This is a genomic window from Streptomyces sp. TLI_171, from assembly GCF_003610255.1.
Classification (GTDB): domain Bacteria; phylum Actinomycetota; class Actinomycetes; order Streptomycetales; family Streptomycetaceae; genus Kitasatospora.
In genome coordinates, this window is the sequence record NZ_RAPS01000001.1 from 232,988 (window position 1) to 244,741 (window position 11,754).

9 protein-coding genes are annotated in these 11,754 nt (G+C 73.5%); 6 read left to right on the top strand and 3 right to left on the bottom strand.

Annotation, left to right across the window (positions count from 1 at the left end; genetic code table 11):
• The first annotated feature begins 6 nt into the window (after positions 1 to 6).
• From BX266_RS01125 to BX266_RS01135, 3 genes are all read left to right on the top strand, one after another.
• Complete coding sequence (locus tag BX266_RS01125; protein WP_099897056.1) at positions 7 to 972, top strand: carbohydrate ABC transporter permease; 966 nt, start codon at positions 7 to 9, stop codon at positions 970 to 972.
• Positions 969 to 1,817 carry a carbohydrate ABC transporter permease gene (locus BX266_RS01130; RefSeq protein WP_099897057.1) on the top strand — a complete coding sequence of 283 codons (849 nt, stop codon included), beginning with the start codon at positions 969 to 971 and terminating at the stop codon, positions 1,815 to 1,817. Before BX266_RS01125 ends, BX266_RS01130 begins: the two co-directional genes overlap by 4 nt.
• Before the next feature lie 84 nt (positions 1,818 to 1,901).
• Entirely contained in the window at positions 1,902 to 4,352 is a 2,451-nt protein-coding gene (locus BX266_RS01135) for a glycoside hydrolase family 3 C-terminal domain-containing protein (RefSeq protein ID WP_099897058.1), read from the top strand.
• 48 nt (positions 4,353 to 4,400) lie between these two features.
• Here the strand turns inward: BX266_RS01135 and BX266_RS01140 are convergent, their stop codons facing one another.
• Positions 4,401 to 4,904 carry a peptidylprolyl isomerase gene (locus BX266_RS01140; protein WP_099897059.1) on the bottom strand — a complete coding sequence of 168 codons (504 nt, stop codon included), beginning with the start codon at positions 4,902 to 4,904 and terminating at the stop codon, positions 4,401 to 4,403.
• 611 nt (positions 4,905 to 5,515) lie between these two features.
• Between BX266_RS01140 and BX266_RS01150 the strand changes: the two genes are divergently transcribed.
• Together BX266_RS01150 and BX266_RS01155 are read left to right on the top strand one after the other, a co-directional pair.
• Positions 5,516 to 7,198, top strand: coding sequence for an RICIN domain-containing protein (locus tag BX266_RS01150; protein ID WP_099897061.1), 1,683 nt, complete (start codon positions 5,516 to 5,518; stop codon positions 7,196 to 7,198).
• A 21-nt stretch (positions 7,199 to 7,219) separates the two neighbouring features.
• Positions 7,220 to 8,737: an arabinofuranosidase catalytic domain-containing protein gene (locus BX266_RS01155; protein WP_099897062.1), complete on the top strand. Its 1,518-nt coding sequence runs from the start codon at positions 7,220 to 7,222 to the stop codon at positions 8,735 to 8,737.
• A gap of 37 nt (positions 8,738 to 8,774) precedes the next feature.
• Here the strand turns inward: BX266_RS01155 and BX266_RS01160 are convergent, their stop codons facing one another.
• Complete coding sequence (locus BX266_RS01160) at positions 8,775 to 9,407, bottom strand: AAA family ATPase (RefSeq protein ID WP_099897063.1); 633 nt, start codon at positions 9,405 to 9,407, stop codon at positions 8,775 to 8,777.
• Positions 9,408 to 9,416: 9 nt separating this feature from the next.
• On the bottom strand, positions 9,417 to 10,709 hold the full coding sequence (locus BX266_RS01165; protein WP_099897064.1) for an MFS transporter: 1,293 nt from the start codon (positions 10,707 to 10,709) through the stop codon (positions 9,417 to 9,419).
• 127 nt (positions 10,710 to 10,836) lie between these two features.
• Between BX266_RS01165 and BX266_RS01170 the strand changes: the two genes are divergently transcribed.
• Entirely contained in the window at positions 10,837 to 11,751 is a 915-nt protein-coding gene (locus BX266_RS01170; RefSeq protein ID WP_099897065.1) for a DUF5937 family protein, read from the top strand.
• The last annotated feature ends 3 nt before the right edge of the window (positions 11,752 to 11,754 follow it).

An 11,754-nucleotide genomic window follows, 5' to 3' on the forward strand; every position in this document is an offset into this window, starting at 1 on the left:
GCTCCCATGGCCGCCTCCACCGCCGCCGCCCCGGGCGCCCGCGCCCCGTCCCGCCCCACCCGAAGCCACCTGTGGCACCGCCTCGACCGGGCGGCCTCCCCGTACCTCTACCTGTCCCCGTTCTTCCTGGTCTTCGGCGTCTTCGGCCTGTTCCCGATGCTGTACACCGGCTACGTCTCCTTCACCGGCTGGCGGGCCGACCGGGCCGGCAGCTCCGCCGACTGGGTCGGCCTGGAGAACTACCGCAAGCTGCTGGACGACCCGTTCTTCTGGAACGCCGTCAAGAACACCCTCGGCATCGGCGTCCTCGCCACCGTCCCGCAACTGCTGCTCGCGCTCGGCCTGGCGCACCTGCTCAACTACCGGATGCGCGGCCGCACCCTGCTGCGGCTCGGCGTGCTGCTGCCGAACGTGACCTCGGTGGCCGCCGTGACGCTGATCTTCGTCCAGCTCTTCGGCCGTGACTTCGGCATGATCAACTGGGCGCTGTCGCTGGTCGGCGTCGAGCACCTCGACTGGCAGGCCGGCACGCTGTCCTCCTGGACCGCCATCGCCGTCATCGTCACCTGGCGCTGGACGGGCTACAACGCCCTGCTGTACCTGGCCGCGATGCAGTCCGTCCCGTTCGAGCTGTACGAGGCCGCGGCGCTGGACGGGGCGAGCCGCTGGCGGCAGTTCCGCTCCATCACCGTCCCGATGCTGCGCCCCACCATCCTGTTCACGGTGATCGTCTCCACCATCGGCGCGCTGCAGCTGTTCGGCGAGCCGATGCTGTTCAGCCAGCAGCAGGACCCGACCACCGGCGGCTCCCAGCACCAGTTCCAGACCCTGGCGCTGTACTCCTACAACCAGTTCTGGGGCCGCTTCAAGTACGGCTACGGCGCGGCGATCTCATGGGCGATGTTCCTGCTGATCGTGCTCGTCGCGGCCGTCAACTTCCTGGCCGCGCGCCGGATGCGAGGTGTCGAATGACCGGTCGTCGTACCCGTGCCACCCGTCAACTGACCGCCGGGCGCGGGGTCTACGCGGTGCTGGGCGTGGCCGTGCTGCTGTCGCTGTTCCCGCTGTACTGGACGCTGGTCGCGGCCTCCCGCACCAACACCGAGATCCACCGGATGCCGCCGGTGCTGCTGCCCGGCGCACGGCTGTGGCACAACGTCACCCAGGTGTTCGCGCAGACCGATCTGCGCCTGGCCATGGTGAACTCGCTGATCGTCGCGTCCACCGTGACCGTCAGCGTGGTGCTGACCAGCACCCTCGGCGGGTTCGCGTTCGCCAAGCTGCCGTTCCGCGGCCGCAGTCCGCTGCTCGCCTCGGTGGTGGGCACCATGATGGTGCCCACCCAGCTGGGCATCATCCCGCTGTACATCATGATGGCCAACTGGTTCCACTGGGCGGACCACCTGCAGGCACTGATCGTGCCCGCCGCCGCCAACGCCTTCGGCCTGTTCTTCATGCGCCAGTACCTGATCACCGCGGTGCCCGACGAACTGCTGGACGCGGGCCGGATGGACGGCTGCTCCACCTGGGGCCTGGCCTGGCACGTGGTGCTGCCCGCCGCCCGGCCGGCGATGAGCGTGCTCGGCATGCTCACCTTCATGGCCGCCTGGAACGACTTCTACTGGCCGAAGGTGGTGATGACCCAGCAGAACCCGACCGTGCAGCTGACCCTCTCCGAGCTGGCCAGCGGCTACATCAAGGACTACTCGCTGGTGCTCACCGGCGCGCTGGTCGCCAGCGCCCCCGTGGTGGTCGCGTTCCTGCTGATGGGGCGTCAGATCATCGACGGCATCATGCAGGGCGCCACGAAGGGCTGACGCCGCCGCTCCGGCCCGGCCGCCTCCCCGCTCCCCGCCCGGCCGGCCCGCCGGGGCACACTCCACGAGAGGACCACGCCTTCCATGGCACCCCAACTGACCTCCTCCGCCGGCGAGTCGGCGGCTCCCCCCGCCGACCTGCTCGACCTGGAGGGCAAGGCGCGGCTGGTCTCCGGCGGCGACACCTTCCGCACCAGCGGCGAGCCCGCGCTCGGCCTGTACCCCGTCGTCTGCTCGGACGGGCCGGTCGGGGTGCGGGGCGAGCGCTGGGACGAGACCGACACCGCGCTGCTGCTGCCCTGCGCGACCGCGCTGGCCGCCGGCTGGGACGAGCGACTCGTCACCCGCATGGGCGAGTTGCTGGCTTCCGAGGCCCGCCGCAAGGGGGTGCACCTGCTGCTCGCGCCGACCCTCAACCTGCACCGCTCGCCGCTCGGCGGCCGCAACTTCGAGTGCTTCTCGGAGGATCCGCTGCTCACCGGGCGGATCGGCGCGGCCTACATCACCGGCCTGCAGGCCGGCGGGGTGGCCGCCGCCGCCAAACACTACGTGGCCAACGACTCGGAGACCGAGCGGCTCACCGTGGACGCCCGGGTGGACGAGCGGACGCTGCGCGAGGTGTACCTGGCGCCGTTCGAGGCGGCGGTGCGGGCCGGGGTGTGGGCGGTGATGTCCGCCTACAACCGGGTCAACGGCACCTCGATGGTCGAACACCCGCTGCTGGCCGAGCCGTTGAAGGGCGAGTGGGGCTTCGACGGACTGGTGGTCTCCGACTGGGGGGCGGTGCACTCCGCCGACGGGCCCGGCGCGGGCGCCTGCGACCTGTCGATGCCCGGCCCCAACCCGGCCTGGGGACCGGCGCTGGCCGCCGCGGTGCGGGCGGGGCGGGTCCCGCTCGCCGCGCTGGAGGACAAGGTGGAGCGGCTGCTGCGGCTGGCCGGCCGGGTCGGCGCCTTCGACCCGCCGCCGCCCGTCCGGGCGCCCGTGCCCACCGACGGCGCCACCCGCGCCGCACTGCGCGCGGCGGCCGCGGCCGGCACCGTCCTGCTGCACAACCCGACGCGGCTGCTCCCCCTCGACGGGCCGGCGCTGCGCCGGGTCGCCGTGCTCGGCCCGAACGCCGCCACCGCCCGGGTGCAGGGCGGCGGCAGCGCCTCGGTCTTCCCCGCCGCGCCGGTGTCCCCGCTGGCCGGCCTGCGCGCCGCACTCGGTCCCGGCGTCGCCGTCGACCACGCCCCCGGGGTGCGCACCGGACTGCGCCCGACGCCGCTGGCCGCCGCCGACTGCACCCTCCCGGACGGCTCCGGCCCGGGCGTGCTGGTCCGCTACCTGGCTGCCGACGGCTCCCCGGTGCACGCCGAACCCCGGCTCACCGGGCGGGTGCTGGAGCCCTCCGCGGAGATCGACCTGTCCCCCGTGCGCACCATCGAGGTGGCCACCCGGTTCACCGCGCCGCGGGCCGGCCGCTGGCGGCTCGGCGTGGTGGGCCTCGGCGCGCTGCGCCTGGAGGCGGACGGCGAGGTGCTGCTCGACGAGTACGTGGCACCGCTGTCCGACGACCCGACGTACCTGCACGTCAGCCCCTCGTTCCGGCAGGTGGAGCTGGAGTTGACGGCCGGTCGGACGGTGGAGCTGCTGGCCCGGCGCACCGTGGAGGCGGCGCACGGGCGGGTGCTGGTGCTGGCCGCGGACCCGCCGGCCGCGGAGCTGGAGCGGGAGTTCGCGCACGCCGTCGAACTGGCCCGCGGAGCGGACGTCGCGGTGGTGGTGGTCGGCACCACCGACGAGCACGAGAGCGAGGGCTTCGACCGGATCGGCCTCCGACTCCCCGGCGCGCAGGACGAGTTGGTGGCGGCGGTGGCCGCCGTCAACCCGCGCACCGTGGTCGTGGTGAACACCGGCAGCCCCGTGCTGCTGCCCTGGCGGGAGCAGGTCGGCGCCGTGCTCACCTGCTGGTTCCCCGGGCAGGAGGGCGGCCACGCGCTCGCCGACGTGCTGCTCGGCCGCACCGAGCCGGGCGGGCGGCTGCCCACCACCTGGCCGGACGCCGCCGACGACTGCCCCGTCTACGCCACCGCCCCGCAGGACGGCCGCCTCGACTACGCCGAGGGCCTGCACGTCGGCCACCGCGGCTGGCTGCGCTCCGGCCGCACCCCCGCGTACTGGTTCGGCCACGGCCTGGGCTGGGGCGACTGGCGGTACCTGGCCGTCGACGCGCCCTCGGCCCCCGGCGCGGACGGCTCGCGCACCGTCCGGGTGACGCTGCGCAACGACGGGCCGCGCCGCTCCCGGGAGACGGTGCAGCTGTACCTGGCCCGCCCGTCCTCGGCCGTCGACCGTCCGGTGCGCTGGCTGGCCGCGTACGGGCACGCCGAAGCCGAGCCCGGCCGGGAGGTCACCGTCGAGCTGCGGGTGCCGGCCCGCGCCCTGCAGCACTGGTCGGTCGAGGAGCACGCCTGGCGCACCGAGCCCGGCCCGTTCACCGTCCTGGTGGGGCCGCACTGCGGCGAGCTGCCGCTGGACACGGCGCTCTGACACCCCGTCGGCCCCGGCCCCCGTCCGTCGGGGCCGGGGCCGCGCTGCCTACGGCTCGACGACCTCGGCGCTCACCAGCACCACGTCCTCCTTGGGCACGTCGGCGTGGCCGTGGTGCGAACCGGTGCGCACCGCCTTGATCTCGTCGACCACCGCCTGGCCCTCGACCACCTCGCCGAACACCGCGTAACCCCAGCCCTGCGGGTTCTTGCCGCTGTGGTTGAGGAACTCGTTGTCCGCCACGTTGATGAAGAACTGCGCGGTCGCCGAGTGCGGGTCCGAGGTGCGGGCCATCGCCACCGTGTACTTGGTGTTCTTCAGCCCGTTGTCGGCCTCGTTCTGGATCGGCGCCCGGGTCTCCTTGCGCTTCAGGCCGGGCTCCATGCCGCCGCCCTGCACCATGAAGTTGTCGATCACGCGGTGGAAGACGGTCCCGTTGTAGAACCCGTCCGTCACGTACTGCAGGAAGTTCGCCACCGACGCCGGGGCCTTCTCGGCGTCGAGGCGGATCACGATGTCGCCGTGATTGGTGCTCAGCTTGACCTTGGACAAGGCAACCTCACTGGGTGTCAGCCGGTACGCGGCAGGGCCACGCACACAAGTACTCAGGTACGAAGATCGCCGCCCATTCTCGCAGCCCGCACCCCCTGCCCCGCGCCACGCCACCCCGCCGGGAGGGGGTGTCCCGCGCGCGGCGGCGGCCGGGCGGGGTCGTCGTGCCCCGCCGGAGCGGCCGACCGCCCGGCGGAACGCATGATGGAAAGAAGGGTTGACACCACGTTCGGGGTATTGGAAGCTCCCTTTGGCCGACGCCGGGGGCATTCACTCCGGTGATCTTTTTTACCGCCGATTGTTAGCGCTAACAGTCGGCCGCCGGAACCACCGCCGGACAGGGAGGCCGGCCCGCCCGACCCGAGCTCCACCAACGACCGCCGACCCCTGCGGCGCCCACGAGGCAGAGCCGCGAAGCCGGAAGCGATTCGCCGTCCCGAAATTCCGGGAAAGCCGCTCCGGAATTCGGCGCACCGTCCTCCGGTCCTTCGCACGGCGCCTTTCGCCGCCCGATCGGGCGACCTTTTCCGAATCCCCGCCCCCACCGCCGCCGGGCAGGCCATCGGCGCACGTTTGTCATGCCCACAACTAGTCTCACCAGGAGGCGATCCATGCTCCACGCGAACCCGCGCGTCCCCCGGCCGTCGCCGCGCACCCGGCTGCGGAGGACGCTGGCCGGCGTGCTCTCCGCCTTACTGCTGTCCCTCGCGATTCCGCTGCTCTCCCTGAGCGCGGCCACCCCGGCCGCCGCGCTGGGCAACGGTCTGGCCACCACTCCGCCGATGGGCTTCAACGACTGGAACGCCTACGGCTGCAACGTCTCCGAGTCGCTGATCAAGAGCACCGCGCTGGCCATGCACAACAACGGCATGCAGAGCGCCGGCTACACGTACGTCAACATCGACGACTGCTGGATGACCCGCACCCGGGGGTCCGACGGGCGCCTGGTCCCCGATCCGAGCAAGTTCCCGGACGGGATCAAGGGAACCGCCGACTACGTCCACTCGCTGGGGTTGAAACTGGGCATCTACGAGGACGCCGGACTGCAGACCTGCGCCGGCTTCCCCGGCAGCCTCGGGCACGAGACCACCGACGCGCAGACCTTCGCCGCGTGGGGCGTGGACTACCTGAAGTACGACAACTGCTACGCGGGGCCCGGCTGCGCGCTGAACTCCTGTCCCAACGGCACCAAGGCGCCCGCCCAGACCCGGTACACCACGATGCGCGACGCCCTGGCGGCGACCGGCCGGCCCATCCTGTTCAGCCTGTGCAACTGGGGCGAGGACGCCGTGTGGACCTGGGGCGCCGGCGTCGGCAACAGCTGGCGCACCACCGGTGACATCAACGCCAGTTTCTCCAGCATGCTGTCGATCTTCCACAGCAACGTGAACCTGGCCGCCTACGCCGGGCCCGGACACTGGAACGACCCGGACATGCTGGAGGTCGGCAACGGTCCGCTCACCGACACCGAGAGCCGCTCGGAGTTCAGCCTGTGGGCGGAGATGGCGGCCCCGCTGATCGCCGGCACCAACATCGCCTCGGCCACCCCGGCCACCCTGGCCACGCTCACCAACTCCCGGGTGATCGCGGTGGACCAGGACCCGCTCGGCAAGCAGGGCACCCTGGTCTCCTCCGCGGGCGGTCTCGACGTGCTGGCCAAGCCGCTCGCGAACGGCGACGTCTCGGTGGCCCTGTTCAACGAGACCGGGTCGACCGCCACCATCAGCACCTCCGCCGCCGCGATCGGGAAGAGCGGGGCCTCCAGCTACGGCCTCACCGACCTGTGGTCCGGGGCGACCTCGACGACCACGGGCGCCATCAGCGCCTCGGTGCCGGCCCACGGCACCACCATGCTCCGGGTCGCGGGCGGTGCCGCCGGCGGGACGAACCAGGCCGGGCCGGTGCACGCGGTGGGTGCGAACAAGTGCCTGGACGTGCCGAACTCGACCACCACCCCGGGCACCCAGCTGATCATCTGGGACTGCAACGGCCAGCCGAACCAGACCTGGACCCGCACGCCCTCCGGCCAGTTGACCGTCGTCACCGGCGGCACCCTGATGTGCCTGGACGCGTACAACGGCCAGACCTCGCCCGGCACCAAGGTCGAGACCTGGACCTGCAACAACCAGCCGAACCAGCAGTGGAACGTGAACGCCGACGGCACCATCACCAGCGCCGGGTCCGGACTCTGCCTCGACGTCACCGCCAAGTCCACGGCCAACGGCGCCCTGGTCGACCTGTGGACCTGCAACGGCCAGCCGAACCAGCAGTGGACCTTCACCCCGTCCAGCTGACGAGACCCGAGGAGCCGAAAGATGCGTGACAGTCAACGCCCGGAACGACGAGCGAGGCTCGCACCGTCGTTCCACCACCCCGCCGGCCCGCTGATCCGCGTGGCCGCCACGATCCTGCTGATCCTCGGCAGTCTCACCGGCGCGGGAGCCCTCGCCGGAACCGCGCGGGCCGCCACCGCCGGCCCGTGCGACCTCTACGCGGCGGGCGGGACGCCCTGTGCGGCCGCGCACTCCACGGTCCGGGCGCTGTACTCGGGGTACGGCGGAGCGCTCTACCAGGTCCGCCGGGGCTCGGACAGCAGGACGCAGAACGTCGGCGTGGTCAGCCCCGGGGGCGTCGCCAACGCCGCCACCCAGGACGCCTTCTGCGCGGGCACCTCGTGCGTGGTCACCGTGGTCTTCGACCAGTCCGGGCACGGCAACGACCTCGCTTACCAGGGACCTGGTGGCGCCGGCGGCAGCGACACGCCGGCCAGCGCCACCAGCGAGGCCCTCGCGCTCGGCGGCGCCAAGGCGTACTCGCTCTACATCAACCCCGGCAACAGCTACTGGCACGACGGGTCCTCCTCCGGCATGCCGCTCGGCAGCGCCCCGCAGGGCGCGTACATGGTGACCAGCGGCACCCACGTCAACAGCGGCTGCTGCTTCGACTACGGGAACAGCGAGACGGACCGCAAGGCGGACGGTGCGGGCGCCATGAACGCCATCTACTTCGGGACCAGCTGCTGGTTCGGCGGCTGCTCGGGGACCGGTCCGTGGGTGCAGGCCGACCTCGAGTACGGCCTGTACTCCGGCGGCAGCCAGTCCTGGAACCAGAACCAGCGGGCCTTCAACAGCCGCTACGTCACCGCGATGCTGAAGAACAACGGCGTCTCGCAGTTCGCGCTCAAGGGCGGTGACGCCCAGTCCGGCGGGCTCACGACCCTGTGGAACGGCGCCCTCCCGCCCGGCTACAGCCCGATGAAGCAGCAGGGCGCGATCATCCTGGGCAGCGGCGGCGACTGCTGCAACGGCAACACCAACCAGAGTCTCGGCACCTTCTACGAGGGCGCCGTGGTCAGCGGCTACCCGTCCGACGCCACCGACAACGCCGTCCAGGCCAACATCGCGGCCGCCGGCTACAGCACCGGCGCGGGCGGCTCCAGCACCGGCCCGCTGCACGCCGTCGGCGCCGGGAAGTGCCTGGACGTGCCCAACTCCAGCACCACCGGCGGCACCCAGCTCCAGATCTACTCCTGCTCCGGGGCCGCGAACCAGACCTGGACCGCCACCTCCTCCGGCCAGCTGACGGTGTACTCCGGCAGCAGCCAACTGTGCCTGGACGCCAGCAACAAGGGGACCGCCAACGGCACCAAGGCGATCGTCTGGCCCTGCAACGGGCAGTCCAACCAGCAGTGGAACCGGAACGCCAACGGCACCGTCACCAGTGCCCAGTCCGGACTCTGCCTGGACGTCTCCGGGGCGTCCACGGCGAACGGCGCCCAGGTCCAGCTGTGGGCCTGCAACGGGCAGAGCAACCAGCAGTGGAAGCTCGGCTGACCCCCGCCGCGGGTCGGCGACGACCGCCTTCGGGCGCTCAGTCGAAGCGGATGTGACGGATCTTCACCCGGGCCCGGCGCAGACTCGCCCGCAGGGCGGTGTCGGTGTCGGGCCCGAGGTGGAGTCCGGCCAGGTCGGCGATGCGCTCGGTGACCTGGCGGACGCTCAGGTGGTCGGTGGTCAGGTGGGCGGCGAACTCGGGACCGGCCAGCCGGGCCAGGCAGTCGTCCAGGCGGCGGACGGCGAAGCTCTCCCGGCGGGGCGGTCCGGTCCGCCCGGCGAGGCGGCGCAGGCGGTGGACGGGGTCGCGTTCGGTGAGCCGGCGCAGCACGGTGGCGCGGTCCGCGAGCAGGGTGAAGTGCCGCACGTCGTGGCCGAGTTCGCGCAGGCGTCCGACGGTCTCGGCGAAGTACCGGGCGTCGGTGACGGTCATCGGGACGACCACCGTGCCGGGGTGGCGGCGGGCGGCGAGGTCGAGCATCTCGACGGTGCCGTGCCGCCAGGCGGGAAGGTCCTGGAAGTCGCCGCGCAGCCCGGGCGGCAGCATCCGGTGGAGCCCGAACCCGAGGTGCTCGGGATCGCACACCACCGCCCCGGGCAGCCGGCGCACCAGCTCGTGCGCGGTCTGCGTCTTGCCGCCGCCGAACGGTCCGTTGATCCACACCAGCACGGTCGGATCCTAGCCGTCCAGGGTGGTCAGGCGGCGCAGCGGGGAGAGCGCGGTGGGGATCCATGCGCCGGCCAGGGCGACGGCGGAGACGGCCAGTGCGCCGCGGGCGCCGAGGGCGGTGGCGAGGGTGCCGGCGGTGGCGGCGCCGAGCGCGACGGCGGCGGTGAACAGGACCCGCATGGTGCCGTTGACGCGGGCCAGCAGGTGGGCGGGGGTGAGCTGCTGGCGGAAGGTGGTCATCAGGACGGAGTCGAAGCCGACCTTCAGCATCACCAGCGCCCAGGCCAGGGCGGCGGCCGGCGCGGGGACGGGGCGGCCGAGCAGCGGGAGGGTGAGGGACAGCGGTGCGACGGCGAGGCCGACCAGCAGGGCGGCGCGGCCGGCGCCGAGGCGGCGGGCGAGCCGGACGGCGGTGAGGGCGCCGGTCAGTCCGCCGAGGCCGCCGGCCCCCAGGAACAGACCCAACTCGCTCTGCTTCCACTGCAGTTCGGTGAGGCAGAGGACAGGCAGCAGGGTGGTCGCGCCGGCGGTGCCGATGTTGACCAGGGAGCCGGAGAGCAGGACGGCGCGCAGCGCGGGCCGGCGGGCGACGAAGGCGACGCCGTCGGCGATGTCCCGCAGGAGCGGCGGCCGCCGGCCGGGGCCGGCCGGCGCGAGGTGTTCGCGGGTGGCGAGGGCGGCGAGCCAGCCGGCGGACCAGAGGTAGCCGGCGGCCATGGCGAGCAGCACGGCGGGCGGGCCGATCAGTCCGGCGGCCCAGCCGGCCAGCGGTGGTCCGGCGATCAGGGCGGTCTGGGTGACGGTGGCGAGGCGGGCGTTGGTGGGGGCGAGCAGCGCGCCGGGGGCGAGGTCCTTGACGGTGCTCTGGGTGGCGAGGTCGAAGAAGACGGTGGCGATGCCCTGCACCAGGACGACGGCCAGCAGTTGGGCCATCGTCAGGTGGTGGAGGCGGGCGGCGACCGGAACGGTGACCAGGGCGGCGGCCCGCACCAGGTCCGCGGTGATCATCACGGGGCGCCGGCGGACCCGGTCCAGCCAGGCGCCCACGGGCAGGCCGAGCAGGACGAACGGCAGGGCGAGCGCCGCTTTCAGCAGGCCGAGGCCGCCGGGCCCGGCGTGCAGGGCCCCGACCGCCGTCAACGGAACGGCGACCTGGCCGAGTTGGGCTCCCCAGACGGCGACCCCGGAGGCGGTGAGGTAGCGCGAGCGGTCCCGCCGGAGGACGGCTTCGCCGGCGGCGGCACGAGGAGTTCGGCCCGGCGGGGTGGGCGCCGGGGGCCGGGTGGCGGTGCGTGGGGTCATGGCGGAGAGCGTCGGGGATCCGGTCCGGGCGGCTCAATGGATTCGTCGTAGGGTGAATCCTCGTGCCGACGTTGACCTTGTCCTTGGAGACCGCCGACCTGGGTCGGCTGCGCTGGGCGGTGTCCCGGTGTGGGAGTTGCTGGCTTCGGTCCGGGCGCTGCTGCGGCCGGCGGCGAGTGCGGTGCACCTGCCGTGGCTGTCCGCGCACCGGGCGGACCAGGTGGTGTCGGGGCCGTCGGTGGCGCGGGAGTTGGCGGCCGGGGCGGCGGGCCGGCTGCCCGGGTTCCTGGCGCCGACGCCGGACTCGCCCTTGACGGGGCCCGCGGAGGAGTTGGCGCGGCTCCGGGCGACGCCGGCGGAGCAGGTCAGGCGCGATCTGGCCGCGGTGTACGGCGACCGCCTGCCCGCCGCCCTGGTGCCGCTGCGGGAGGCGCCGGAGCGTGGACTCGGGGCGCTGGCCGAGGAGTTGGCGGGCTTCTGGGAGCGGGCGCTGGCTCCGTCCTGGCCCCGGCTCCGCGCGCTGCTGGAGTCGGACATCCACCATCGGGCGCGGGTGCTGACGGAGCGCGGGCCGGCGGCGATGCTGGGCGAGGTCCACCAGGGGCTGACGTACGACCCGGCGGCGGGGACGCTCCGGGTGGCGCTGCGGTGGTCCGTCCCGGCGGTGGGCGCCGAGCGGTTGGCCGGGCGGGGGCTGGTGCTGGTGCCGTCGGCGTTCGCCTGGCCGGACGTGTACGTGAAGACGTCCCTCCCGTGGACGCCGGTGATCCGCTATCCGGCGCGCGGGGTGGGCGCCTTGTGGGAGGCCGCGGCGGCCGCGGACGATCTGGCGGCGGTGCTGGGCGCGTCCCGGGCCCGACTGCTGGACCTGTTGGAGACTCCGGCGGGCACGGTGGAGCTCGCGCACCGGGCGGGTCTGGCGCCGGGCGGGGTGTCCGCGCATCTGCACCGGCTGGCCCGGGCGGGGCTGGTCGCGCCGCACCGGACCGGCCGCACCGTGCTGTACGCCCGGACGGCGCGCGGCGAGGCGCTGTACCGGTGAGCC